The sequence below is a fragment of the Massilia sp. H6 genome, assembly GCF_024802625.1.
In the GTDB taxonomy this organism is placed as follows: Bacteria; Pseudomonadota; Gammaproteobacteria; order Burkholderiales; family Burkholderiaceae_D; genus Telluria.
In genome coordinates, this window is record NZ_CP103371.1 from 785,209 (window position 1) to 810,817 (window position 25,609).

The 25,609-nt window shown below is 65.5% G+C and carries 23 protein-coding genes; 9 read left to right on the top strand and 14 right to left on the bottom strand.

The window, feature by feature from the left end; all coding sequences use genetic code 11:
- Positions 1 to 16 precede the first annotated feature (16 nt).
- Positions 17 to 982 (bottom strand): TerC family protein, encoded by a 966-nt coding sequence (locus NRS07_RS03500; RefSeq protein WP_259211253.1) that lies wholly within the window; start codon positions 980 to 982, stop codon positions 17 to 19.
- Positions 979 to 1,386: an HPF/RaiA family ribosome-associated protein gene (locus NRS07_RS03505; protein ID WP_259211254.1), complete on the bottom strand. Its 408-nt coding sequence runs from the start codon at positions 1,384 to 1,386 to the stop codon at positions 979 to 981. Before NRS07_RS03505 ends, NRS07_RS03500 begins: the two co-directional genes overlap by 4 nt.
- 106 nt (positions 1,387 to 1,492) lie before the next feature.
- Here NRS07_RS03505 and nhaR point away from each other — a divergent pair, with 106 nt between their 5' ends.
- Positions 1,493 to 2,392: a transcriptional activator NhaR gene (gene nhaR, locus NRS07_RS03510; RefSeq protein ID WP_259211255.1), complete on the top strand. Its 900-nt coding sequence runs from the start codon at positions 1,493 to 1,495 to the stop codon at positions 2,390 to 2,392.
- Positions 2,393 to 2,420: 28 nt separating this feature from the next.
- Here the strand turns inward: nhaR and NRS07_RS03515 are convergent, their stop codons facing one another.
- On the bottom strand, positions 2,421 to 2,939 hold the full coding sequence (locus tag NRS07_RS03515; protein WP_259211256.1) for a hypothetical protein: 519 nt from the start codon (positions 2,937 to 2,939) through the stop codon (positions 2,421 to 2,423).
- A 101-nt stretch (positions 2,940 to 3,040) separates the two neighbouring features.
- On the opposite strand from NRS07_RS03515, the gene NRS07_RS03520 reads away from it, so the two are divergent.
- Entirely contained in the window at positions 3,041 to 3,235 is a 195-nt protein-coding gene (locus NRS07_RS03520; protein ID WP_259211257.1) for a hypothetical protein, read from the top strand.
- 3 nt (positions 3,236 to 3,238) lie between these two features.
- Here NRS07_RS03520 and NRS07_RS03525 read toward each other — a convergent pair whose 3' ends face one another.
- Positions 3,239 to 4,258 (bottom strand): sodium-dependent bicarbonate transport family permease, encoded by a 1,020-nt coding sequence (locus tag NRS07_RS03525; protein ID WP_259211258.1) that lies wholly within the window; start codon positions 4,256 to 4,258, stop codon positions 3,239 to 3,241.
- A 92-nt stretch (positions 4,259 to 4,350) separates the two neighbouring features.
- Here NRS07_RS03525 and NRS07_RS03530 point away from each other — a divergent pair, with 92 nt between their 5' ends.
- Positions 4,351 to 5,271: a LysR family transcriptional regulator gene (locus NRS07_RS03530; protein ID WP_259211259.1), complete on the top strand. Its 921-nt coding sequence runs from the start codon at positions 4,351 to 4,353 to the stop codon at positions 5,269 to 5,271.
- A 31-nt stretch (positions 5,272 to 5,302) separates the two neighbouring features.
- Here the strand turns inward: NRS07_RS03530 and NRS07_RS03535 are convergent, their stop codons facing one another.
- Positions 5,303 to 9,751: a translocation/assembly module TamB domain-containing protein gene (locus tag NRS07_RS03535; protein ID WP_259211260.1), complete on the bottom strand. Its 4,449-nt coding sequence runs from the start codon at positions 9,749 to 9,751 to the stop codon at positions 5,303 to 5,305.
- Complete coding sequence (locus tag NRS07_RS03540; protein WP_259211261.1) at positions 9,751 to 11,619, bottom strand: autotransporter assembly complex family protein; 1,869 nt, start codon at positions 11,617 to 11,619, stop codon at positions 9,751 to 9,753. The genes NRS07_RS03535 and NRS07_RS03540 overlap by 1 nt, the downstream gene beginning before the upstream one ends.
- 164 nt (positions 11,620 to 11,783) lie before the next feature.
- On the opposite strand from NRS07_RS03540, the gene queC reads away from it, so the two are divergent.
- Positions 11,784 to 12,491 (top strand): 7-cyano-7-deazaguanine synthase QueC, encoded by a 708-nt coding sequence (gene queC / locus NRS07_RS03545; protein ID WP_259211262.1) that lies wholly within the window; start codon positions 11,784 to 11,786, stop codon positions 12,489 to 12,491.
- 18 nt (positions 12,492 to 12,509) lie between these two features.
- On the opposite strand, the gene NRS07_RS03550 is transcribed toward queC, so the two are convergent.
- Together NRS07_RS03550 and NRS07_RS03555 are read right to left on the bottom strand one after the other, a co-directional pair.
- Positions 12,510 to 15,170, bottom strand: a complete 2,661-nt coding sequence (locus NRS07_RS03550; RefSeq protein ID WP_259211263.1) for an EAL domain-containing protein — start codon at positions 15,168 to 15,170, stop codon at positions 12,510 to 12,512.
- Between the two features lie 139 nt (positions 15,171 to 15,309).
- Positions 15,310 to 15,687, bottom strand: a complete 378-nt coding sequence (locus tag NRS07_RS03555; RefSeq protein ID WP_259211265.1) for a hypothetical protein — start codon at positions 15,685 to 15,687, stop codon at positions 15,310 to 15,312.
- 228 nt (positions 15,688 to 15,915) lie between these two features.
- Between NRS07_RS03555 and NRS07_RS03560 the strand changes: the two genes are divergently transcribed.
- The 3 genes from NRS07_RS03560 to NRS07_RS03570 all read left to right on the top strand — a co-directional run bounded on the left by NRS07_RS03560 (position 15,916) and on the right by NRS07_RS03570 (position 18,782).
- On the top strand, positions 15,916 to 16,134 hold the full coding sequence (locus NRS07_RS03560) for a hypothetical protein (RefSeq protein WP_259211269.1): 219 nt from the start codon (positions 15,916 to 15,918) through the stop codon (positions 16,132 to 16,134).
- Positions 16,135 to 16,230: 96 nt separating this feature from the next.
- The gene (locus NRS07_RS03565; RefSeq protein WP_259211270.1) at positions 16,231 to 16,737 is read left to right on the top strand and encodes a hypothetical protein; all 507 of its coding nucleotides are present in this window, start codon (positions 16,231 to 16,233) and stop codon (positions 16,735 to 16,737) included.
- Positions 16,738 to 16,835: 98 nt separating this feature from the next.
- A complete protein-coding gene (locus NRS07_RS03570) occupies positions 16,836 to 18,782 on the top strand; it encodes a GAF domain-containing protein (protein ID WP_259211271.1) in 1,947 nt (648 codons plus the stop codon).
- Here NRS07_RS03570 and NRS07_RS03575 read toward each other — a convergent pair.
- Entirely contained in the window at positions 18,779 to 20,284 is a 1,506-nt protein-coding gene (locus NRS07_RS03575) for an HD domain-containing phosphohydrolase (protein WP_259211272.1), read from the bottom strand. The genes NRS07_RS03570 and NRS07_RS03575 overlap by 4 nt on opposite strands.
- Before the next feature lie 276 nt (positions 20,285 to 20,560).
- Here NRS07_RS03575 and NRS07_RS03580 point away from each other — a divergent pair, with 276 nt between their 5' ends.
- Positions 20,561 to 21,052: a DUF3016 domain-containing protein gene (locus tag NRS07_RS03580; RefSeq protein ID WP_259211275.1), complete on the top strand. Its 492-nt coding sequence runs from the start codon at positions 20,561 to 20,563 to the stop codon at positions 21,050 to 21,052.
- Between the two features lie 70 nt (positions 21,053 to 21,122).
- Here the strand turns inward: NRS07_RS03580 and NRS07_RS03585 are convergent, their stop codons facing one another.
- The 3 genes from NRS07_RS03585 to NRS07_RS03595 are packed head-to-tail and all read right to left on the bottom strand — an operon-like array spanning position 21,123 to position 23,217.
- Positions 21,123 to 22,082 (bottom strand): hypothetical protein, encoded by a 960-nt coding sequence (locus NRS07_RS03585; protein WP_259211277.1) that lies wholly within the window; start codon positions 22,080 to 22,082, stop codon positions 21,123 to 21,125.
- 35 nt (positions 22,083 to 22,117) lie between these two features.
- The gene (locus tag NRS07_RS03590; protein WP_259211278.1) at positions 22,118 to 22,615 is read right to left on the bottom strand and encodes a hypothetical protein; all 498 of its coding nucleotides are present in this window, start codon (positions 22,613 to 22,615) and stop codon (positions 22,118 to 22,120) included.
- An 11-nt stretch (positions 22,616 to 22,626) separates the two neighbouring features.
- A complete protein-coding gene (locus tag NRS07_RS03595; RefSeq protein WP_259211279.1) occupies positions 22,627 to 23,217 on the bottom strand; it encodes an RNA polymerase sigma factor in 591 nt (196 codons plus the stop codon).
- Positions 23,218 to 23,374: 157 nt separating this feature from the next.
- Between NRS07_RS03595 and NRS07_RS03600 the strand changes: the two genes are divergently transcribed.
- Entirely contained in the window at positions 23,375 to 23,611 is a 237-nt protein-coding gene (locus NRS07_RS03600) for a hypothetical protein (protein WP_259211280.1), read from the top strand.
- Between the two features lie 3 nt (positions 23,612 to 23,614).
- On the opposite strand, the gene NRS07_RS03605 is transcribed toward NRS07_RS03600, so the two are convergent.
- Together NRS07_RS03605 and NRS07_RS03610 are read right to left on the bottom strand one after the other, a co-directional pair.
- Complete coding sequence (locus NRS07_RS03605) at positions 23,615 to 24,058, bottom strand: thioesterase family protein (protein WP_259211281.1); 444 nt, start codon at positions 24,056 to 24,058, stop codon at positions 23,615 to 23,617.
- A 27-nt stretch (positions 24,059 to 24,085) separates the two neighbouring features.
- Complete coding sequence (locus NRS07_RS03610; protein ID WP_259211282.1) at positions 24,086 to 25,576, bottom strand: sorbosone dehydrogenase family protein; 1,491 nt, start codon at positions 25,574 to 25,576, stop codon at positions 24,086 to 24,088.
- Between the last annotated feature and the right edge of the window lie 33 nt (positions 25,577 to 25,609).

Genomic DNA, 25,609 nt, shown 5'->3' on the forward strand with positions numbered 1-25,609 from the left:
CCTATCCACCTACGGCTTACTTGCCGCCGTCCTTGCGTGTCACGATCAGGCTGGCGATGCAGCTGCCGGCGATCAGCACGGCCACGATCGTCAGCGAAGCCTGCACCGGCACGTGGTACCACGGCATGATCAGCATCTTGACACCGATGAAGGTCAGCACCATCGCCAGGCCATACTTGAGCAGGTGGAAGCGGTCAGCCACGTCAACGAGCAGGAAGTACAGCGCACGCAAGCCCAGGATCGCGAACATGTTCGACGTGAACACGATGAAGGGATCGGTCGTGATCGCGAAGATCGCCGGGATCGAATCCACCGCGAAGACCAGGTCGGTCACCTCGATCAGGATCAGTACCAGGAACAGCGGCGTGACATAGCGCACCCCCGACTTGGTGACGAAGAACTTCTCGCCATGGTCGTCGTCGCTGACCTTTAAATGCCTGCGTGCGAACTTCAGTACCGGATTGTTCGCCACGTCGGGTTCCTGGTCCACCGCCACCAGCATGCGCATACCGGTGTAGAGCAGGAAGGCGCCGAAGATATACAACACCCAGCTAAATTCGCTGACCACCCAGGCGCCGGCGCTGATCATGACGGCACGCATGACGATCGCACCCAGTACACCGTAGATCAGGACCCGTCGCTGGTATTGCTGCGGAACCTGGAAAGCGGTAAAGATGAGCAAGAACACGAACACGTTATCGACCGACAGCGCCTTCTCGATCAGGTAACCCGAGAAGAACTCGAGCGCCTTCTGGTCGGCAATCGCTGAACCGACCGTTCCGTTCAGGTACCACCACAGGCCGGCGTTGAAGGCCAGCGCCAGGCTGACCCAGACCAGCGACCAGATGCCGGCCTCCTTGACGCTGACCTTGTGCGCCTTGTTGCCGCCAAAGACGAACAGGTCGAGCGCCAGCATGACCAGCACAAAGCCGACGAAGCCGGCCCAGATCGGGCCACTTGCAATTGTTTCCAATCCGTTCATCGAGGCTCTCCTTGCTCATCGGTGGACAGGGTGACGTTGACCTCGGTGTCGTCTGTGTCATCCAGGTTCTGGACGGGTGCAGCCATGCGCTCGTGGGTGAATTTCCGGGTGCGCTCTACCGACCGTACCACGGCGCGATCGGCGCGCTCGGCGGCGCGGTCGATGGCCGCGTACAGGTCGGCCTCGCACTCGTCGATGATGACCTCGCGGCCACTGTCGAGCTGGACCTGGATCTTGCAGCGCTTGTCGACGCCACCACGCGGGCCATTGACGTCGGACAAGGACACCGCCAGCTTGCGCATATGCAGGCGAGCCCAGCCCAGCGCGGTGGATACCCGTTGCTCGGTGTACTGGTGCAGGGCTGCCGTCATGTCGAAGCCGTTTGCTTGAATCGCGATACGCATGGAGATCTCCCGTTGAAATGAAGCTCCACTATAACCAGCACGAATGCATCGTACAATTCGCATCTAAAGTATATTCACATCCAATTTTTCGATGAATGGAATGTGCGTGGCAACACTCAACTATAAACATTTGCGGTATTTCTGGATGGTGGCCAAGACCGGCAGCATCGCCAAGGCGGCAGCCCAGCTGCACCTGACGCCGCAATCGATCTCGGGGCAGCTGAGCGAATTTGGCGAGAGCCTGGGCGTAACGCTATTCCGGCGCGCCGGGCGCAACCTCGAACTGACCGATACCGGGCGCCGCGTGGCACGCTACGCCGAAGAGATTTTTACTACCGGTGACGCCCTGCTGGAGCTGGTGCGCGACAAGGACTTGACGACGGCGATGTCGTTTCGGGTTGGCTGCGCCGACTCGGTGTCCAAGCTGATTGTCTGCGAACTGGTGCAGCCGGCCCTGGCGTTGAGCGAACCGGTCAGGCTGATCTGCCGCGAGGGCCGGCTCGACAGCCTGGTGGCCGAGCTGGCGGTGCACCGGCTCGACCTGGTCATTGCCGATCGCCCGATTCCGCCTCAGTTCAGCGTGCGCGCCTATAGCCACCTGCTGGGGCAAAGCACGATGAGCGCGTTCGCCACGCCCGCGCTCGCCGACCGGCTCGGCCCGGCATTTCCTGCCTGCCTGAACGAAGCGCCGCTGCTCTTGCCGGGCGAGGATTTCGCCATCCACCAGCGCCTGCTGCGCTGGTTCGAGCACATCGACGTCCATCCAGATGTGGTTGGAGAGTTCGATGACAGCGCCATGATGAAAGCCTTCGGCCAATCGGGCACAGGGGTGTTCTTCGCGCCCACGGTGATCGCACCGCAAATATGCCGGCAGTACGGGGTGGTGGTGCTGGGCCAGGTCGACACCGTCATCGAGCAGGTCTATGCGCTCAGTACCGAGCGCCGCATGCGCCATCCGGCCACGCTGGCGATCAGCGCGCTCGCGCGCGACGAACTGTTCGTGTAATGCGACGGGCTCGCCGCGACGGGCCGGCTCAGCTGTGGTCGAGCGCCTTGCGCAGCCTGCGCCGCCAGCGCAGCAGGCCCGCCGAGTAGTAGCCGAAATAACCGGCCGTCAGCCCCACGCAGAGCATGGTCAGCGGGCTGTCGGTCAGCCTGGGCGCTGGAATGCCCTTGCCCTGGTTGGCATAGATTTCCACGCCGATGTAGAGTACGCGCGCTACCAGCACCATCGCCATCAGGATGCCCAGGCGTGCGGCCGGGGTAAAGAAATAGCCTTGCGGGGTGTCCTCGTAGCGCGTGCGCTTCAAGGCCCATATGCTCCAGCCGATGCCAAATACGGTGCCAACCGCGAGGGCGCCCAGGCTGTAGGGCTGCGCGAGCAGCTGCGCAGCCGGCACCGCGATCATGGCGCCGAACACCAGAACGCCCGTGTAGTGGCGCGAGACGATCGAGCGCTGCCGCGTCATGCGGGCCTTGATGCGGGTGTACACGCGCCACACCAGCAGCGGGGCCAGCACGAGCAGGGCGAGGGTAGTGATCGAAAGGTCCATGGTGCGTAAAAAAGAGTCGGGGCCGCCATTGTAATGGAGCGGGCCACGCGGACGGCATCATGATAAGGTTGTCACTCCGCTATCCAAGAGGAGTGCCTGCCATGAATGCCCCCCAGTCGACGAATTTCCCTGCGCCTGTTTCGATACACGCGCACCGCGCGCCCGACCCGGCCCCGATCGAAGAACCGGCGCCCCAGCCCTTCGACATGCCCCAGCCGCACCACCCGCCGGGCCATGGCCACACGCCGTCCAACGAAGACCCGGTGCCCGATCCCAAGCCTAGCGTGTTGTGCTGAGCGTCATCCCAGTACCGCGCCAGCGACCCAGGTGTAGGCAGGAATGCCCAGCAGGATGTTCAACGGAAAGGTCATCCCGAGCGACATGCTGAAATAGACCGCCGGGTTCGCTTCCGGAATCGCATGGCGCAGCACCGCCGGCACGGCGATGTACGACGCGCTGCTGGCCAGTACCATCAGCAGGGCGGCATTGCCCGCCGTCAGGCCCAGCAGCAGGGCCAGCGCCATGGCCAGGCCGGCATGCACTACCGGCGCGCCCACCGCGTAGGCCAGCAGCCAGCGCGACTGGCCGCGCAGCTTGCCGAGATTGCGCGCGGTCAGCAGTCCCATGTCCAGCAAGAAGAACGCCAGCATGCCTTTGAACAGGTCGATCGAGAACGGCGCCATGGCCTCCTTGCCGGCCTCGCCGGTCAACAGTCCCACCGCCATCGCGCCGAGCAGCAGCAACTGGGTTCCGTCGGTGAACGACTCATGCAGGATCTTGCCCAGGCCGGTACCAGTACCGGTACCAGTGCCGGCGGCAGGCCCTGCCAGCGCCAGCGTATTGCCCGAGGCCAGCACGACCGGCGCGCCGGCGGACTGGCGCAGGGTATTGGCCAGCACCACGGCAATCACGATGGCGGGCGACTCCATCAGCGCCATCGCCGCTGCCATGTGCCCGCCGTAGGCGATGCCTTGCACGTCAAGGTATTGGGTGGCGGTAATGAAGGTGACGGCGCTGACCGAGCCATAGGTAGCGGCCACGGCCGCGGCATCGAAGGGCGGCACCAGGCGTTTTAACACTTGCCAGGCAATCATGGGCACCACGATCGCGAGCAGGACCGCAGCGCCGAGGCTGGCTGCAATTTCAGTGGTAAAACCAGATTGCGCCAGCGCAAAGCCGCCCTTCAAGCCGAGCGCCATCAGCAGGTAAAGCGACAGGAAACGTGCAATCGGCTGGGGAATTTCGAGATTCGACTTTACACAGCCGGCCAGGATACCGAATGCAAAAAACAGGATGGCAGGATCAAGAAAACTGTGCATGGAGACGTCCTCAACAAGGGGACCTGCATGCTAAACGCTGGAGCGTATAAAGAAAAATCGATTATTATGATGCGTTGAATAGACAAAACTCTATGAGTGCGACTTTCCGTCAATTACGCCTGTTTCTCTCCTTTGCCCAGCACCTGAGCGTGACGGCTGCCGCCCGTGCCTGCCACGTCACCCAGCCAACCGCCTCGATGCAGCTGCGCGAGCTGGCCAATAGCGTCGGCATGCCGCTCTACGAGCAGGTCGGCAAGCGCCTGTACCTGACCGCCGCCGGGGAAGCGCTGGCCGCCACCGCGCGCGCCATGCTCGACGAATGGTCGGCCTTCGAGCAGCAGGTCGATGGCCTCCGGGGCATGACCCGGGGCCGCCTGCGGGTGTCGGTGGTGAGCACCGCGAAATACTTCGTCCCCAGGCTGCTCGGCGCCTTTTGCGCGGCGCATCCCGAGATCGACGTCGCCCTCGAAGTGCTCAACCGTGATGGCGTGGTGCGGCGCCTGCGCGAGAATCTCGACGATCTCTACATCATGTCGATGCCCCCCGACGACCTCGAGCTGGAGCGCCATACCTTCCTGGCCAATCCGCTCGATCTGGTCGCTGCCGCCGCGCATCCGCTGGCCAGCGCCGGACGCATCAACCTGGCCGAGCTGGCCCCGCTGCGCTTTATCTTGCGCGAACCGGGGTCGGGCACCCGGCTGGCCTGCGACCAGCATTTCAAGGCGCTGGGATTCAAGCCCGACCTGCGCCTGGAGTTGGGCAGCAACGAAGCGATCAAGCAGGCGGTGGCCGCCGGCCTGGGCGTCGGGGTGGTCTCGCGCCACGCGCTGGCCGACGATCCCGGCGCGGAAGGACTGGCCGTGTTGCGGGTCGAAGCGTTTCCGGTACAGTCCTGCTGGTGGACCCTGTACCGCAAAGGCAAGAAGCTCTCGCCGGTGGCCACCGCTTTTTTGCAGCATCTGCAGCAGGTCGGCGCCGCGGCTGCGGCGTCGCTACCGGCCGCGCAGCGCTAAGTCTCAGAACCTACTGGGATAGGTTCTTAGCTTAGTCGAAGGCCCACGAGTACAGGATGTCGAGCGCGGTGTTGGTGCCGGTCTGGAACTGCAGCGAGATCCTCGGGGTCAGCTTGTAGCGCAAGCGCACCAGGCTCGAGGCCGTGCTCGTGCCTTGCTCGAAGCTGAGATAGGCACGCGACGAGATGCGCTTGCCTACCGTGACGACCGTATTTTCCAGGCCGCTGCCGTTGCCGGTAGCCTGACGTAGCCCCACTTCGTCGACGCCGAGCGAGCTTGCCAGTTTTTGCGTAAAGCCGCCGGTACCGCCTTTGCCGCCAAGCAGCGCAGCCGCCGCGGCCGTCAAGATATCCTTCTCGTTGCCGCTGGTGCCTTCCATGCCATGGCCGAGCACCAGCCACGACAGCTTCTCGCTGTCCGGTACGTTGGGCGTCGAGACCAGCCGGGCTTGCGGAGACTGGGCAGTGCCGCGCACCTGCACCCCGGCTTCGACATTCGATTGCGACAGTTGTTCGCCTGGTGCACGCTTGCGCACTGCCAGGATGTCGAGCGAAGGATTGTCGTAGGCGCCGCTGAAGGTCATGACGGCACGCTCGATCGCCAGCTTCTGGCCATAGGCCGCGTAGTTGCCCTCCACGGCGCGAATCGTGCCGTTGACCCGCGGTGCGGAGGCGCCGACCTTGCGCACCCGCACATTGCCGGCGAGCCTGGCGTCGATGCCCATGCCGCGCAGCTGGAACGCCTCGCCCAGGTCGGCCCGCAGGTTGATCGACAGGGGCATGTCGGATTCTTTGTTCGACGGCACTGGCTTGGCGCCACCCTTGCCCAGCACGATGACGTCGTCCGACATCGTCGGGCGGCCCTGGGGGGCGAATTCGATCAGTGCGCGGTCGACGCGGACATTGCCGTCCAGCGTGAACTGGCTGGCGTCGCGGACCAGATCGGCATTGCCGCTGACCACCACGGTGCGGTCCGGACGCGACAGCACTTCGAGTTTGTCCGCCGTGACCTTCAGGTTGGCCGCCGCCAGCCCGTCGGAGAAGCGCAGGAAGCCTGCGGCAGATGCGCTGCCCTGGCGCCCCTGGAACGACAGGCGCTGCAGTTGCAGTTCGTCGCCTGCGAGCTGGGCGCGCAACTCGCCGCTGTGCAAGCGCACGCCTTGTTCGGCCCAGCGCACGGCCAGCTTGTCGCCGGTGACGCTGCCGCTCAGGCGCGGCGTGCCGATGGTGCCGGTGCCAGTGAGCGCCATGCGCAGTGCGCCGTCCAGTTCCAGCCCTGGCTGGCCGGCGAACGGGGCCAGCCAGGCAATCGATGCCATGTTGGCGTTGGCGCTCATGCGCAGCGGGCTGTCACGGTCCAGGCGGCCCTGCAACAGCTGGGCCGTGGCGTCCAGGTTGGCGCTGCCGGTACGGGTGCCGTCGAGGTTGACGCGCATGCGCAGGGTGCCTGCCTCGACATCGGCGCGGGCATCGAACTGGCGCAGGCCGAGCGGCACCGGATTGTCGCCGCCGGCGATCACGTCGCCCTTTTCGCGGAACACCTCGACCATGCCGTCGAGCGCGGGAGCGCCGCCGGTGGCGCTGGCGGTGCGCAGGTCGAGCGCCCAGCGGGCGCCCAGGGTCAGGTCGCCGCGTGTGTTCTCGCGGATCGCCGGCGAGAACTGCGCCAGGTAAGTCAGCGGCACGTTGTCGGCGTGGCCGCGGCTGGCCCAGCGCGCGCCGTTCTTGACCAGCGACTCGACCGTGACGCTGCCCGAGGCCAGCTTGACCACGGCGCCGTTGAAGGCAACCCGTTCCGGCTTGGCCAGGCCCATGATGCCGCTGCCAGGGGCGGCGCCGATGCGCAGCGGCACCGGCGCCTGCAGCGCCATGGCGTAGCGGCCGCGGTTCTGCAGCGTCGCCAGGGTGCCGTTCCAGGTATCGCCCGCCAGGGCGCCACGCAGCGCAAGATTGGCGTCGAAGGCTTCGCCCTTGGCGCTGGCGCGCAAGGTGTGGGCACCGCGCGTGCCTTCGGTGGTCAAGCTGGCCGAGGCCACCCGGGTTTCGCCGCTGACATAGCCGGTGATCTGGATGTCGCTGGCCAGCGCGTCGCGCGCGCCGCGGCCGGAGCCGAGGTTGGCGTTGGCGCGCAGCGAACGGATGTTGTGGGTGCCGAGCAGGCGCAGGTTCTGGCCCTCGAGCGCGGCGCTGAGCGAGGGGGTGTCCATGGTGCCCGACAGCGTGCCCTGGCCGCGCAGCACGCCGCCGTAGTCGGGACCGAGCGCCGCCAGCTGCGGTGCGTCGATACGCCAGGCCAGCTGGTCGGAACCAAGGCCGAAGCTGCCCTTGGCCGCCACCACGTTGGCGCCCACGTGCAGGTCGATATCGGCATTCGACACGTGGCGGCGGTCTGCCGTGAGCCGGGCGTGACCCCACAGGGGCGAATTCGACAGCGTCGAATCCTGCACGCGCAGATCAAGCGCGGCGCGCCAGTCGGCGCCGCCGCGGCCACTGCCGCTGAAATTGGCGTTGATGGAGCCGGCCAGCGGCGAGCCGAAGGCAGCCGGGTTGAAGCGCTGGGCGCTGCCGGTCAGCTTGGCCTCGACCGCACGCGCGCCTTCCGGCCCGGCCAGCCAGGCTTCGCCCTTGGCGCTCAAGCTGCCGCCAGCGTCCTTGCGCTGCGCCGCCACCCAGCCCAGACCCTTTGCATCGAGCTCGAAGGTGGTGCGCGGATCTTGCATGCTGCCGGTGGCGACGCCGTTGGCGACCACCGCGCCGTACAGGCCGCTGCGCACCGCCGCCAGCTGGCGGCCGTCCACGCGCCATTGCAGGCGGTCGCCGCTGCCGCCAAAGGCGCCATCCAGGGCTACCGTGTTCTGGCCCAGGGCCAGGTCGGCGTCGATGCCGCTGATGCGCGCAGCAGTGGCGCGCAGCTTGCCCTGGCCCGACAGCGGCTGGTCGAACAGACGGCTGCGGCGCAGCGCGAAGTCGGCATCAACGCGCCACGTAGGGGCAAGGGCGCCGGCCAGGTTGACGCTGGCATTGATGTCGGCCTGCGGGTAGTCGCCAAAGGCGGCCGGGTTGAAGCGGCTGGCGCTGGCGCTGGCCTTGAAGGCCTTGTCTTCCAGCAGGTTCATGCTGCCGGTGAGGTCGACGCTGCTGCTGCCGCTGGATAACCGGCCTTCGCGCAGCGTGACCAGGTTGTTCTCCAGGGTCGCCAGTGCCGCCAGGCGCAGGCCCTGGTCGACCAGGTTGGCCTGCAGCGTTTGCGTCTGGCCGGTGTTGGTCACCTGAATGTCGCCGCGGATACGGGTCGGCTTCAGGCTGGAGTGGATCTGCTTCAGGTCGAAGCGGTCAGTGTGCAGCGTGAAGCGCGCGGTGCCAAGGCCTTGCGCGTCGGCGCCACGCTCGACGCCGCCCTTGCCGGTGAACTGTCCGGCTTTGCCGAAGTCGAGCAGCACATTCGACACCTGCAGCGCATCGAGGTTGCCGCCGAGCTGCCCGCGCATGGCGCGCAGCGGCAGGCGTTGCTGGTCGATCGTGCCTTCGGGGCCGTCGTTGGTAATGTCTACCTTGCCGCTGATATTGCGCCTGGCGTCGAGCTGGCCATTGACGGCAAAGCTCAGGTCGGCAGTCGGCAGCGACGGATTGAAAAAGCCCGGATCGACATTGCGGCCACTGATGCGCAGCGAGCGCAGTGGAATGGCGGCATAGGGCGACAGCACGAAATGCGCTTCGCCGACGGCGCGCCCGGCCTCGCCCACGGCGTCGACCAGAGTGGTTTCGAGGTCGCCGCCGACCTTGATCTTCAGCTGGGCGGCCCTGGCGCCGGCCTTGGCCTGCGACTGGCTCAGGCCGACCTTGGCCTCGATCTTGAACGGACGCTGGGCGCCGATGCTGCCGGCGGCGCTCAGGTCGCCCCAAGGGGTCACGGCGGCGCCATCGCGTATTTGCCAGCGGGTCTTGCCGCCCTCGAGGCGCAGGCGGATATTGTCGATATGCGTCTCGGCGCCCTGGTTGACGAAGGTCGCGCGGTTCAGGCGCGCGTCGACAATCGACACCGCGAACGGTGCCTCGAGCTTGAGTGGCATCGTGCTCGGTTCCGTGCTTTGCTTGAGCGTCTCGGCGCGCAGGTTGGCCGCGTGCAGCTTGTCGATCAGGATGCCGCGCGACATGATTTGCCGGGGCGACCACACCAGGTTGATCTTGTTAACAATAATCACCTGCTCGTCGGTGCGCCAGGTCAGGCGGTCGATATACATCGCGCCGTACAGCGAGCCGGACACGCCCGTCATGCTCAGCTTGCCGCCGGTGGACGCGGCGACCTTCTGCGCGACCATTTGCAGCGTGCTTTCGCGGCCCAGGTACCAGAGCGTGCCACCGACGATCGCGGTGGTGACGAGCACGCCGACGGCGACGCGGCGCGGCCAGCGCCGCTGCTTGGGGCCGGGTGCCGGGGCAGGAGAACCCGCAACCGCCGGGGAAGTGTCGTTGGTAGCCATCAGAAGGTGAATCCCAGGGAGAAGTGCAGGCGCGCTTTTTTCACGGCATGGCCGTAGGCCAGGTCGACGTTGATCGGTCCGACCGGGCTGCGCCAGCGCGCGCCCAGGCCGAAGCCGGATTTCGGCTGCAGGTCGCCGATCTTGTCGGCCGCATTGCCGATGTCGTAGAACACCGCCACGCCCCATGGTGGACGGAACCAGTACTGGTATTCGACGCCGGCGGTGGCCAGATACTTGCCGCCGACGATGGCGCCGTTTTCGCGCACGCCCAATTCGCGGTAGCCATAGCCGCGCACCGACTGGTCGCCGCCGGCACGGAACAGGAAGGTGCTGGGCACGCCGATCTTGTCCTTGGCCGCGACTGCCCCGAACTCGCCGCGCAGCACCAGGGTGCCGCTTGGCCCGAGCGGCTTGTACATCAGGGCGCGCAGGTAAAGGCGCAAGAATTTCTCGTCGGTCAGGATCGGCAGCAGGGCGCCGCCCAGCTGGCCCTGGAACACATAGCCATTGGTCGGCTGGATCAGGCTGTCGAGCTTGCGCCGGGTCAGGCTGTAGGTGAGCGGCAGGCTGCGCGTGCTGGTGGCCGGGTTCGGCGGCACTTCGCGCTTTTCGATGAGCGCTTCGAGCGTGAGGCTGCGCTCGAGCAACGGCGAGCCCCAGGTGCGGCGCGCCGCGACCGTGGCCAGCGTGGTGATTTCGCCGCGCACGTCGTTGCGTTCGATGCCGGCGCCAACGCTGTCGTTGTAGCCACTGGCGGTGGTCGGCCAATAGAAATCGGTGCGTACGGTCTGGCGCTTCTGTTCGTAGATCAGGTCGCTCTTCATGCGCTTGCCGAACACGTTCAGGTCGTCGTAGCTTGCGCTCAGGCGCGCGCCGGTGTCGGTCGAGAAGCCGACGCCGACTTCGACGTTCTTCTGCAGGTTTTCGGTGACCCGTACCAGCACCGGCAGCACGGTAGGGCCGTCCGCCGCCACGCCGGTGGGTGCTTCGGGCGTGGTGGGGTCGCCATCCGGATCGCCGTCGCCTTCCTTGAGTTCTTTCAGTTCGGCATTGAGCACCGCGCGCAGGTCGACCGATACCTCTACGGTGCTGAAATATCCGGTGTCTTGCAGGCGCGCCTGCAGCCCCTGCAGCGCCGCCTCGCTATACGTGTCGCCCGGATCGATACGGTTCAGGTTGGTGATGACTTCGCGCGGGTAGCGTTTCAGGCCATCGATGCGCAGCTCGCCGAAATGCATTTCGGGGCCGCTGTCGATGACCACGTGCAGCGCGGCGCTGCGCGCTTCCGGGTCGACCGTGGCGCTGGTTTCGACCAGGCGCGCGCGTGGAAACCGCACCTGCGTCACCTCGCGCAGCAGTGCGCGCTTGGCGTCTTCCCAGTCGGCCTGGCGAAAACGGCTGCCCGGTGGCAGCTGCCAGCGGCTGCGCAGGGCGTCCGCGTCGAACGGCGCGGCACCCTCGCCGAGTTCGGCAAAGCCCTGCAGCACCAGGTCGACGTCGCCGACCACCACCGGCTCGCCCGGATCCACGATCAGGCGTGCGACCGGGCGCCCGCCCGCGGTATCGAGCCCGGCTGAAATCTTGGGCGAGTAATAGCCTTCGGTGGCGATCAGGGTTCGGGCCTGCTCGGGCGCTTCCTTGACCAGGCGCTGCAGTTGCTCGATGTCCACCTTCGGATTGCCGCGCCAGCGCATCAGGTCGAGATTGTCTTCGAGCAGGCTCTCGAGCTGGCGCGGAGCGTCGATGCGGACCTGGTAATCGATGCCCTGGGCGTGCAGCGAACTTGCCACCAGCAATGCGCCGATGCCCATCAAGAGGCGGGGCAGGGGACGCAGGCGACGGCGTGGAATCGATCTTGCGGCAGACATGGCGCTCCGATGGGTGGGTTTATGACAATCTTAACGGATCGGCAAAAACCATGACGGACGTTTTAACTCATCCGTCCAGTGCCCGCCGCTTCACGCGGGGCGCTGTTTTATGCCAGAATCCGCGCTTGCCCAGCTTGCCGCCATCATTTTTCCGGACTATCGCCATGCCATCTCAAGATACCGCACTCGTCCTTTTCAGCGGGGGCCAGGACTCCGCCACCTGCCTGGCCTGGGCGCTGCAGCGCTACGCGCGCGTCGAGACCATCGGTTTCGATTATGGCCAGCGCCACGCGATCGAGCTGGCCGTGCGGCCGACGGTGCTGGCCAGGATGCGCGCGCTCGATCCGGACTGGGATGCGCGCCTGGGCGAAGACCACCTGATCGACCTGTCCCTGATCGCGAAGATCTCGGACACGGCGCTGACCAGCAATGTAGCGATCGCGATGCAAGAAAACGGCTTGCCGAACACCTTTGTTCCGGGCCGCAACCTGTTGTTCATGACGGTGGCGGCCACCGTGGCCTACCGCCGCGACCTGACGGTGCTGGTGGGCGGCATGTGCGAGACCGACTTTTCGGGCTATCCCGACTGCCGCGACGACACCATGAAGGCGCTGCAGGTGGCGCTGAACCTGGGCATGAATACGCGCCTGAAGGTCGAGACCCCGCTGATGTGGATCGACAAGGCGCAGACCTGGCAGCTGGCCCACGACTGCGGCGGCGAAGCGCTGGTGGACCTGATTCGCTTCGATACCCACACCTGCTACCTGGGCGAACGCGGCGCGGCGCATTCCTGGGGGCATGGCTGTGGAAGCTGCCCGGCCTGCGCGCTCAGGGCGCGTGGGTATGCGCAGTACGTGGCCGGCAAGGATTGAGCGGCGCCAGCCGGTCGCTCATGACGGCCCTGGCTGGCCGCCCTGGAGCAGCGGCAGCACCGCCTCGCGTTCGAGCGGCCTGCTGAACAAAAAGCCCTGGTATTCGTCGCAGGCCATGCCGCGCAGCACATCGAGCTGGGCCTGGGTTTCCACGCCCTCGGCCACGACCTTGAGCTTGAGCCCGCGCGCCAGGTTGACGATCGACAACGCGATCGCGGCGCTGTCCTCGTCGCGGTCGAGGTCGCGAATGAAGGCGCGGTCGACCTTCAGGCGCGACACCGGGAAGCGCTTGAGGTAGGCCAGGCTCGAATAACCGGTGCCGAAGTCGTCGATGGACAGGTCGACGCCGAGCGCGCGGATGTCGTGCATCAGTATGTCGACTTCCTTTTCGCGGCTCATCAAGGCGGTTTCGGTGATTTCCAGTTCCAGGGTGCCGTCCGGAAGCCGGTACTGCGCCAGGCAGCGCCCGATCGTCTCGAGCAGCGATTTCTGGTAAAACTGGCGCGGCGACAGGTTGACCGCCACCTTCACCGGCCGCCCCAGCTGCTCCGACCAGGCGCCGGCCTGGCGGCAGGCTTCTTCCAGCACCCAGGCCCCGATCGGAATGATCAAGCCGGTACGTTCGGCGATCGGGATGAACTGGGCCGGCGCAACCTCGCCCAGCGCCGGGCTGGTCCAGCGCAGCAAGGCTTCGAATCCGACCACGTCCTGTTGCTGGACGGTGACTTTCGGCTGGTACACCAGCCGCAGTTCGCCGCGCTCGAGGGCGCGCCGCAGGTTCGCTTCGATCGTCAGGCGCCGGCCCAGTTCGGTGTACATGCCGGCCGAGAAGAAGTGGATGGCCTCGTCCACCTCGACACCGGCGCCGGTGCAGGCGCTCTGCGCACTGCGATAGAGCTCGTCGGCGTTGTGGCCATCTTGCGGGAACAGCGCCACCCCGAGCACCGGATTGAGGAAAAAATCGTGGCCGTCGACGCATAGTGGCCCCGCCATCAGCGTATGCAGCGTCAGTGCGAAGCGCTCCAGCGCCGGGCGCCCGCCGCCGGCGTCGAGCACAAGGGCAAATTCGGCGCCGCGGATGCGCGCCGCCACGGCGGCGTCGGCGCAGGTGTCGCGCAGCAGGTCGGCGGCCTGGCGCAGCGCGCGGTCGCCCGCGTCGTGGCCCAGCAGGTCGACGATTTCATGCAGGCGTTCGAGCGTCAGTGCCAGCACCGCCAACTGGCGTCCTTCCGCCTGCGCATTGGCGATGCTCGCGTCGAGCAGGCGCCAGAATTGCGACTGGTTCGGCAGCCCGGTCAATGGATCGAATTCTGCCAGCCAGGCCAGTCTTGCCTCGGCCCGCTCGCGCTCTGTGATGTCGGTCAGCACATTGACCAGGTGCGCCTTGCCATCTTCGCTGGCCAGCCGCGTGGTCAGCTGGATCACGGTGCGGGTTTCGCCGCTGCCGTCGCGTATCGACCCTGCCGCGTCCAGGCTGATGCCTTGCGCCAGCACGGTGTCGTAGCGCCGCTCGCGCTCGTCGTCGGTGCTATCGAAGACCTGGCTTTCCGCCAGCCCCGGCAGCGACTCGGTGGGGCGTCCGACCAGCCGCGCGAAAGCCTCGTTGGCCAGTACGATGCGGCGCGCGCTGTCGAGCACCCAGATCGGGGCGCCGACCGCGTTGACGATCGAGGCCAGGTAGTCGAAGCGCTTGCCCAGCCGCGCTTCGCTGGCCGACACCAGTTCGATCAGGCGAAACTGGCGGCGCGAGTCGCGCGCCACGCGCCAGGCCAGAAAAGACAGCAGCGCGGCCAGCAGCACGTAGAATGCCAGCGCCATCCACAGGCGCTCGTACCAGGATTGCAGGGCGACCTCGCGTGCCATGCCGGTGATGATGACCAGCGGGAAGCCCTCCACGGTATCGTAGCCATACAGGCCACGCTTGCCATTGATGGGACTGGTAGCTGCGAAGGTACCGCGGCTGGCACGCTTGAGGTGTTCCTGGAACAGCGGGGTATGGGCGAACGAGCGTCCGATGCCCTGCGCAAAGCCCGGCCCGCGGATCAGCATGGTGCCGTCCAGGTGCAGCAGGGTGACCGATCCGCCTTCGCCGAGTTCGACCAGACGATACAGTCGCTCGAACCGCGCCGAGTCGACCTGGGCCGCCACGATGCCCGCATGCTGGCCAGTCGGATCGCGCACCACGCGCCCGAAGTTGAGGATGCCGTGGCCGGTGGCGCGGTTGACGTCGCTGATCGTGACCTGGGGCGCGTCGCCATTGACCGGCGGCGCTGCCGGAGGCGGCAGACTGAACAAGGCGTTGGTGGGCGCCACGCTGGCGGCGACCCGTCCCTGGGCGTCGAACAGCATGACGCGCATCAGGTAGGGGTGGGCCAGGCCGGCGTGTTCTTCGAGGAATCCCGGTGTCAGGACTCCCGAACCGCGGGCACGGTATAGCGTGGCTGCACGCTGGGCGGTGCTGTCGATGGCCTGGGCCACGCCCGTGGTTTGCGCCGCAAAGGCAATCGCCATGTTGCGCAAGGTAACCTGCTGGTCACGCAGTGCATCGTTGTAGCTTGCGTGCAGCATCGATGCGGTCACCAGTCCGAGCGTAACGATCAGCCCGGCCGTGACGACCGCCAGCCGTGCCAGCGGATAGGGACGGACAGCAGGTGAAGGTGCGGGTGTTGATAGATGCATGCGCGCCTTAGCGACATTTCCACATTAACCATGGTTCAATTCTACATGGGCTGGAAGGGAAAGCGGCGCAAACCGGGAAAATCGTGCACCACGCAAAATACGGCCGGATGTCCCCGGCCTTACTGGCGCTGAACCGCACCTATGCAGCCGGCTGCACCAGGCGCGCCCGGCGCTGGCGGCTGAGCAAGAACCAGATGAGTGCGAGCGGCAGCAGCAGGGGCAGCAGCAGCGGCGACAGCGCCAGCACCAGCGCGACCGCCGCTACGCCCAGTGCACCGAGCACCATGATGCCAACGCCGGCGAACACCACGGCCAGCAGCACGCCAACCAGCAGCATCGCGATACCACCAATGATCACGCCGCCGCCGGCAAGCAGCAGCGCCAGCAAGGCGCCGAGCGGGCCGCCGACGTGCTCGCCGCCAAGGTCCACGGTCATGAACTGGCTGGCGTCGCTGGAAATTTCCCACAGCAGCAAGGCAAACAGGAAAAGGATGACATACGGTGCAAGTTTTTTCATGGCGGGCCTCGTCGGGTCGATGTTGTCGGGTTCTGGCAATGCATGCACTGTAGGCTCACGCCCCGGCCGCAGCCACCGGATTGCGACAGGCTGCATCTTTCGCGCACCGGGACGCGCCCATGGCCGATAAGGCCGGCAGCGCGCAGCGGGGAATCACTGGCCAGTCTGGCATTGCAATCGTGGCCTGCTTGCCTATACTGAGAGACCGCTCCGTCATAGGAGGATCGCATGCATGCTCTTGTTTACCATCTTGGGGACCACCTGGCCGCAGCGGCCAGCGGTGGCTTGAAAAGTCCGCCATCGGCGCCGCCGGCCATTCCGCCGATTATTATCGATCCGTTCAGCCGCGACGCGCCAGCGCCGGCCATCGAACCGTGGCCCACGCCCGGGAGGCCGCCGACACGGCCACCCGGCCACCCGGACTGGCGCTTTCCGCGCATTGCCTGATGCGGCGCGCCAGGCAGTCGGCTACCGAACTGCTTTGCGCGCCCGGTTTCCTCTATGATCTCGGCTTGACGTCACGGGAGCACGAGGAAACACGACATGAACGACAACATCGAACACGAACACGAAGAAGACCCAGACGCCCTGGTGCAGCAACCCCGCCTGTGGCAGGGCAACGGCTGGACCGCGCGCGTGATCAAGAACGAAGACGACGAAGGCTGGGCGGTGGCCATGATCAAGGACGGCGAACCGGAACCGGCGCTGGTCGGCCCCTGGACCATGGGCCGCGACAAGAAAAACCCGAAGCCGCTCGACGTGAATGCCTTCCACACGCTGGTCAAGACTGCGTCCGAGGTGATCCGCCGCCACGAGCAGCACCTGCACGCGATCCTGCACAAGAACCTGCATGTGTGGACCGAAAAGAGCGGCAACCTGAAGGTGACGCTCGATATCGTGCCGGACGACGACGATCCGTACGCAATGCTGGCCGCCACCGACGACATGAGCGAGCAGGTAGCCAGGGTGCGGGTGCCGGCCAGCTTCAAGCTGACGCAGTCGTCGGCGATTGCCTGGATCGAGGCCGACTTCAAGGCCCCGCGCGCTTGATGCCCGAAAAGCCACAATCTGGCCAATAGGGCTACGGCCAGCCGGCCCGAACTGTTAATATTTCCCCTGTGCACTAATTCGAATTGTCAGGGGAAGCCATGGAACGTCTCGACCGGCTGGAAGCCGTCCAGTCGATGCTGCTCGAAATCGGGCAGTTGTCGACCAGCTGCAGCGATATCACCGATTTCATCGGCGCCGTCCACCGCGCGCTGGGCCGCATCATGTACGCGGCCAACTTCTATGTGGCGCTGTGCGACCGCGAGGGCGGCACCATCCATTTTCCGTATTTCGTCGACGAAATCGACAACGAGGTGCCGGCCCCGGGCCAGCGCGTCGCCCTGGCCGCGCCGGAGCAGTCGCCCACTTCGTGGGTGGTGGTGAACCGCCAGCGCCTGATGATCACGGCCGACGATTTCGAGGCGCGCGACCGCGAAGGCATGCAGTGGGGCCATGGCAGCGCCGCCGAGCACTGGATGGGCGTGCCGCTGCTCGACCGGCACCAGCAGGCGCTGGGCGCGATGGTCATCCAGAGCTATACCAGGGACGTCACCTACAGCGCGGAAGACCAGGCGCTGTTTACGCAGATTGCCAACCACGTCTCGAACGCGCTGCAAGGGATGCAGAGCATGGACCGGCTCGAACGGGCGGTGAAGGAACGCACCGCCGCGCTGGCGATCGAGGTGGCCGAACGCGGCCGCGCCGAGCAGGTGCAGCACGCGCTGTACCAGATCGCCAACCTGTCGGCGCAGGCGCTCGACACCGCCACGCTGTCGGCCAGCCTGCACCGCATCGTCGGCGAGCTGATGGTGGCGGAGAATTTCCTGATCGGGCTCTACCACCCGGACACGCAGGAAATCAGCATTCCTTATTTCGTCGACCAGAAAGACCGCGAAGCGCCGGTCAAGCGCTTCCCGTTCGGCAAGGCGATGTGTTCGTACGTGTTGTCGAGCAAGCAGGCGCAGCTTCACGACGCAACCAGCTTCAGCCACCTGGTTGCCAACGGCCTGGTACACGAACCGCTCGGCAATGCCGACATCGCCAGCTGGATGGGCGCACCGATGCTGGTACACGAACAGCCCTACGGCGTGCTGATCGTGCAGAGCTACGACCCGGCCATCGTCTACACCAAGGCCGACCTCGACCTGCTGGCCTTCATGGCCAGCCACGTCGCGGTGGCGCTGGCGCGGATGCAGGCCGACCGCCGCATGCGCAAGGCCAAGGACGCGCTGGAAGCGCAAAACGCGGCGCTGAGCGTGGCCCTGACCCGCCTGCAAGAAGCGCAGTCGGAGCTGGTGCGCCAGGAAAAACTGGCCTCGCTCGGACGCCTGGTGGCCGGGGTGGCGCACGAGATCAATACCCCGCTGGGCATCTGCGTGACCGCGACCAGCCACCTGGTGCAGGAACTCAAGCTCACGCGCGAAGAACTGGCTGCCGGCGAGATGACCGAAGAGAGCCTGGACTCCTTCCTGGACATCATTGACCAGTCGCTGCGCATCATGACCACCAACACCCAGCGCGCGGCCAGCCTGGTGCGCAGCTTCAAGCAGGTCGCGGTGGACCAGTCTTCGGACGACATCCGCCACTTCAAGCTGCATGCCTACCTGAGCGAAGTGCTGCTGTCGCTGCAGCCCAAGTTCAAGGGCCGCAAGGTGACGGTGGAAGTGGATTGCCCGCAGGACCTGGTGCTCGACAGCTTCCCGGGCGCGGTCTCGCAGATCGTCACCAACATGGTCATGAACTCGCTGGTGCACGGCTTCGAGCACGAGCAGCCAGGCAGGATCACGATCCGCGCCGCGCTGCAAGACGGCCAGGTGCTATTCGAGTATGCCGACGACGGCGCCGGCATGGACCGGGAAACGCTCGACAAGCTGTTCGACCCGTTCTTCACCACCAGGCGCGGGCTTGGCGGCAGCGGGCTGGGCGCGCACATCCTGTACAACCTGGTGACGGGCGCGCTGGGCGGCACGGTGCGCGCGACCAGCGCGCCGGGGCAAGGCTTGCACTACGAGCTGCGGTTTCCGAGCTCGCGAAGGGTGGCCCGTTAATCCGGCCACTGCGCATTGATCGCCAGCGCCTTGTCCATGTTCTTGATCAGCAAATTCACATAGAACGGGTCGAGGTGATGCCCGGCCACCTCGCGCAGGTGCTCGGTCACCTTGGCGGCGGGCCAGGCGTCCTTGTAGCAGCGCTTGTGGCTCAGGGCGTCGAACACGTCGGCCACTGCCACGATGCGCGCGTACGGATGGATCGCTTCGCCGCGCAGGCCTTGCGGGTAACCGCTGCCGTCGAATTTCTCGTGGTGCTGGTGCGCGATCACGGCGGCGGCTTTCAGGATCGGGCGCTGCGAGCCGTCCAGGATCTGCAGGCCGACAGTGGGGTGCTGGCGCATGATGTCCCACTCTTCGTCATTGAGCTTGCCTGGCTTGAGCAGCACCGCGTCTGGCGTGGCGATCTTGCCGATGTCGTGCATTGGCGCGGCGTGCATCAGGGTGGCGGTTTCGTCTTCCGGCATGCCGGCGGCCTGTGCCAGCAGATGACACACCTGCGACATGCGGCGCACGTGGTTGCCTGCCTCGTGCGAGCGCGATTCGACCACGTCGCCCAGGCGCAGGATCAGCTCGGCCTGGGTATCGGTGATTTCCTGGTTCAGCAAAATGTTATCGAAAGCGATCGCCACGCCCGAGCAGAACACCTCGAGCAGCTGGGCGTCGATTTCCGCGATCTCTTCGACGCCCTTGAGCACCAAGAGCGAGGCCTTGCCGCTGGCATTCGGGAAGTAGCCGACATAGGTGTCGCCATGCAGGCGCGAGATGCGGTTGTGGCGTGCGTCGTCGAGCTGGGCGATCAGCTCGGGGCCGATCTGTTCGCCTTCCATCTCGCCGATCTTCGCCAGTACTTCGTACTGGCACTGGCCGGCGATCACGCTGGCGCCTTTCAGGCGCAGCAGCATGCTCTGCTCCAGGCGCAGCAGCGCCACCACCTGCTGCAGCAGGCCGTTGGCGAAGTCTTTCAGGTTACGCTGCTGGAAAATATGGGCCGAAGCGGCAATCACGCGCTCCAGGCCTTCGCGGTAATTCTGCTGCAGGCGGCGCGCATCCTCGACCTGCATGATGTCGCGGTAGGCGCGTAGTGCAGCGAAGGTGGTGGTAAACAGCTTGGTACGATCGAGCTCGGTCTTTTCCTTGTAGTCGTTGATGTCGTAGTCGACGATCACGCGCTCTTCCGGCGCCTGGCCCGGCTGGCCGGTACGCAGCACGATGCGGGTGAATTGGTTGTCGAGCTCCTTGCGCATCCAGCGCGCCACTTCCAGGCCGCTGTCCTCGCGCTCCATGACCACGTCCAGGAATACCAGCGCAATATCCTTCTCGCGCGCCAGCACTTCCTTGGCTTCGGCTCCGCTGTAGGCATGCACGAAGCTCAGTGCACGCCCGTCAAGGCGAAAGCGCGACAGGGTCAGCTTGGTGATGTCGTGGATATCCGGTTCGTCATCGACTAGCAGAACTTTCCACGGAGCCAGCTTGGGCGCGGCATTAGACAAGAAAGACATGGTTTTCCGTTACCTATGTTGATCATTGACACGATCCGACGGCAAGAGAGTCAAAAAAATAATGCCGCAAGTCAAATTGATTGTAGTACGCCTATGAGGGCTTAACAACAGGCAACATTAAAAGTGTTGGTTAATGCGGTTGCGGCGACAGGGCGCCCAGGCCGGGGGGCTAACATTTCGATACAAATATTTCATCTACGCCTCGCTCGAAAAAACCGGCGAAGGGCGTATATTGAACCTGGGACTAAGCCGTGTGGAACACTGAAAGGGAAAGCAATGAAAACCTTGGTTGGCAAACTGGCTGTCGCAGGCCTGTTCGCGCTCGGTGCCGGCGCCGCCTCGGCGGGCGTGACCGTCGATTATGTCGAATCCGACAAATTTGCCGATCTGCCGTTTGCGCCGTGGGAGCGCGAAGCAGTCCTGCGCGAGCTTGCGGACCATTTCACGCACCTTGGCAAGTCTTTGCCGCCAGGCTACGACCTGAAAGTCGAGATTACCGAGATCGACCTGGCTGGCCGCGAATATCCGAACCTGCGCTCCGGGCGCGAGCTGCGCGTGCTCAAGGGTATGGCCGACTGGCCCATGATCGAGCTGCGCTATACCCTCGTCAACAATGGCCAGGTCGTCGATAGCGGCAACGCGCGCCTGCAAGACATGGCTTACCTGGACCGCATCAGCCGCTTCTCCGATCACGACAGCCTGCGCTATGAGAAGCGCATGATCGAAGACTGGTTCAACCAGACTTTCGTTCGGAAAAATCCCGGCTGACACCGGGTCGGCAGGCAACAACCAAACGGCGCGATGACGCGCCGTTTGGTTGTGCCCACCATCGCGCCTGCTATGGCGCTTTCCTGTCGCTATGGCGTCGCGCCACCGCCACCGGATCCTTGACCGTGTAATCGGCGGGCACCGCAAACAGCGCTGCCGCCGGCTCGGCGCGGCTCAAGCGCTCGAGGCGAAACACTGCCTCACCGGTGCGCGGGTCGCTGCGCTTGTGGAACACCACCGCCTGCAGTTCAGGCGACACCCAGGTTTCGCTACTGACCGCGATCGCTTGGCGGTTGCCGATCTCGCCGGCCGGGATCTCGTAGCTGCGGCTGGTGCCGGTGGCTTTGACGCCATAAAATTCGCGCGTGCCCAGGTCCCTGGTGTCGGCCTTCGACGCCCACTTGCGCTCGTCCATGACGCCGGCGATCATCGGGGCCAGGCGCGCCGCCATTGCCGGCGAGGCGGCCTGGGCGATACGGATCCGGACCTCGCGCTGCTGGCCATGGCGCTCGCCGCTGCGCTCGACCTGCTTGACGATCGCGGGCTCCTGGTTCGGTTCCGACTCAGCGCCGGGCAACTGGCCTTGCTCGCGCAGTTGGTCGATCCTGGCGCGGGCCCGTGGGGCGGCCAGCTTGATCGCGGTCTTTTCGCGCGGACGCAGCAGGTAGCGCGTAGCGCCGACCGGATCGACAATGCTCACGCTGCGCACTTCGCCCTCGTCGTTGCGAATCTCGGTGCGGGTGCGGCCGGCGCTGTCGCGGTAGAACATGGTGCTGGTCTTGTTGACGATCTGGTTGCCGTCGCCCAGGGTCTGGATGCGCTCGGACACCATCTCGGCGCTGTAGGGCGCGTTCTTGACCGGCCTGCCACGATGCATGTGCACCAGCGGGCCGCCGCCGACGCCGGCGAGTGCGCCGGGGCCATCGAGCGCGGGCGCTTCGGCCAGCTTGCCCATGTCATCGGCCAGGGCCGCTGCCGGCATTAAGGCGCAGGTCAATAGTGCGGTAATCAAGATGTTGGTGGGTTTCATTGCCATCCTCGGTGAGTGAACTGGATTGGGGTTGATTAGTAAAATGCGGTAGCGGAACTGAGCCGTACGGCAAGCGGCTGGCCATCGGCGGCGACCAGCATTTCGGCGCGCACGGTGTCGGCCGCGTTCTCGGGACTGACCGGCACCCCGAGCCGAGCCAGCGCCGTGCGCGGCATGTCAGCTTCGACCAACCGGGCACCGGGTTCGCCGGCGATCCGTTCGAGCGAATCGAGCGCAACGAAGGCAGCGCCCTGGTCGATGCCGACCAGGCGCTGGCCACCCACGCCGAGCGCATGGTGCGGCGACAGCGCCAGCAGCGCCGCCACCACCGCCAGCGAGCACACGGCGGCAGCCGTGCCCCACTGTGGCAGGCTGAGCGCGTGGTACCAGCGCCGTTGCGGCGCGAACTGGCGACTGAACGCCTGCAGCAATTCCTTCTCGACCCCACGCGGTGCATCGAGGCCGGCCAGCGTGGCGCGCAGAGTCGCGAAGCAGGGCGCGAGGGTGGCATCGGGCTTGTCGGTGGTATCCATCGTTATCTCCATCAATTCACAAGGCAGTCCGGCGCATGCGCCTTCAGGCGTTTGGCCAGGGCCGCCCGGCCACGCGACAGGCGCGAGCGGACGGTGCCAATGTCGACCTGGCAGACCGCGGCGATCTCCAGGTAGGACAGGTCGTGCAGTTCATACAAAATGACCACGTCGCGGTAGTGCGCCGGCAGCAGTGCCAGCGCGCGCCGCACGTGCTCGGCGGTCTCGTTGTCCAGCAGGCGAGTCAACGGCCCGGCGCCGTCGCAGGGCAGGTCGAGTTCGAGTTCGCCGTCTTCGTCGGGCTCGGGCAGCGCAACCTGGCGCCGGCGCGCTTCTTCCAGCTTCAGGATCAGCTTGCGCACCACTCCGAACAGGAAGTGCTGGAGCTGCCCACGCAGCGGATCGAAACCGAAGCGCCTGGTGAGCAGCCCCATGAAAGCTTCTTGCACGACATCGGCCGCCGTGTCGCTTGCACCGCAACGCATCAGCGCATAGCGGAACAGCGGACCCTGGTGACGCCGGTACAGCGCCGTGAAGGCATCGGCCCGGCCGGCATGCGTTTGGCGCAGCAGTTCGTGGTCGGGAGTGTCGGGGGGTGTCGTCATGGGTGTCATCTTTATCTTCTATTCCGATGACGGGGTGGGGAAGTTCCAGGTTTTTTGCGGGTAAAGAAAAAGTGTTTCAACGCCAGGTGTTGATGAGCAGAAGCGAGCCAAGCTGCGGTCAGCAAGATGATTGACCGGCTTGATTGCGAAGGGAATCATGTCCAGAATCACCGTGGGCGCGATCAGCGCGCGCCAACTAGTCGGACGACCTGTCTGCCAACCCGGAAGGCAAACGTTGGCCTACATGGCTGGTGATGAGCTGGAATCGAAGATGACGGTGCAGGTCGCTAATGGCGGCTACATCATCAAAGGCAGCAAGAAGCTCTGCGCCATGATGTATCGTTGCGAGATGCTGACTGCGGGCTTGACCCGCTTTGACGTCCGGGCAAAATAGCCTTCAGTCGATCCAGTTGACCCGGTCGAACTTCGCGCGAAAATCGTCTGGCATCGTTACTACCTGGCTGCTTTTATAGTTAAAGAAGACAAACCCCGACTTGGCCATGGCGATCAGTTTGCGGTCGCGCGGGCGGGTGACGCGGAAGGTGATGTCGCCGCCGTATTTGTTGAAGTCCATGACGCCCACCTCGAACAGCAACTGGTCGCGCGCATGCGCTTCGGCGCGGTAGGTGGTGGCCAGGTCGGTGACGATGATGCCGGTGCCGTCGCGCTCGGTCTCGGCAACGCCGAACTCGAACAGGAAGCGCGCGCGGGCCTCGGAGATCATCGAGATCATCGAATCGTTACCGAGGTGATTGGCGGCATTGACGTCGGTGACGCGCACCGACATCGGGGTGGAATAACAGAACTGGTCTTCTGGGAAATCAAGGAGTAAGCGTGCCATGGTTTAATTTTAACCTCACGCGGTGGTTCATGGCGCGGCGGAGCGCCCGATTTTGTACACGCTGCCGCGCGCGGTGGTGAGGTACAACTCGCCCGCGCCGTCCTGGCCGAACGAGATCACATTGCCGATACTGGCGATGTTCCAGTCGCGCTGCTCGGTAATGTTGCCCCCGGTGGCCAGGAAGCTTTTCAAGAAGCCGCGGCAATAATCAGAGTAGAAATAGCGCCCGGCCAGCTCTGGCAGGGCGCTGCCGCGGTAGACGAAGCCGCCGGTGATCGCGCAACCGTTGGCGTCGTTGCTGCCGTGGTCGTACTCGAATGCCGGCAGGGTCAGGCCGGTGCGGTCGCAGCTGGCGGCGTTGTAGCACAGCGTGCCTTCCATCGTGTTCCAGCCGTAATTCAGGCCCGCCGCGCCAGTGTTGCCGGCCGCGCTGATGTTGACTTCTTCGCGCCGGTCCTGGCCGACGTCGCTCAGGTAGAGCTGGCCGTTGTCGAAGCTGAAGCGCCACGGGTTGCGCAGGCCGGTGGCCCAGATCTCGGCGCGCCGGCCAGGCCCATTGAGGTAGGGATTGCTGGCCGGGATGGTGTAGGGCTGGCCGGCGCGTGCTGCGCTCACGTCGACGCGCAGCAGCTTGCCCAGCAGCGAGCCCAGGTTCTGGCCATTGCCTTGCGGGTCGCCTGCGCCGCCGCCGTCGCCGGTGCTGGCATACAGAAAACCATCGGGACCGAAGGCGACCTGGCCGCCAAAATGGTTGACGAAGTTCGGGTGCGGGATGCGCAGGATGACCAGGTTGGATGTCGGGTCGGCCAGGTTGGGATTGGGACTGGCGCTGAAGCGCTCGACGACGATGTCCTGCTGCGGGTCGGTGTAGTAAATATAGAAATATCCATTGCGGGCAAAGGCCGGATCGAAGGCCATCGACAGCAGGCCGCCTTCGCCACCGGTAAAGACGCGGCCGCTCAAGTCGAGAAAGGGAATAGCCAGCACGCTGTTGTTCTGAACGATGCGGATGCGTCCCGGCCGCTCGAGCACGAACAGGCGCGGGTCGCCCGGCGGCGCGGTAAGCCAGGTCGGGTTCACGAGATTGCTCGCCACTTCGCTCAGGGCGATGCTGAGCGCGGCGCCGCCGTAGGCGACCGTGGCGGTTGCGGTGGCGCCGGCGCTGACGATGGCGCTTTGGGTAGCTGGTGCGGGGGTATAGCTCACGCCCCCAGCGGTGACGGGGGCGGCAGTCACACTATAGCTGCCGACGGCAATGCTAGACAGGGTTTGCGAGCCTGTCAGGTCTTGCTGAAAATTATTGGGGCCGGTGACGCGCACCGAGGCGTCGACGCCGGCCGGCAGGCCGCCCGTGGTGATGGCCAGGCTGCCGGTAGCGGCAGGCGGCGGGGTGACCGGGCCGGGGCTGCCGGGGTTGCCGCCACCGCCGCCGCAGGCGGACAGCGACAGGGCGATGACCATGGCTGTCAACATGGCTACAGCTACCCGCAAGATCATTTGCGCACGTCCAAGCAGCATGCCAGCCTCCGTGGGAGCAGATCATGATTCACC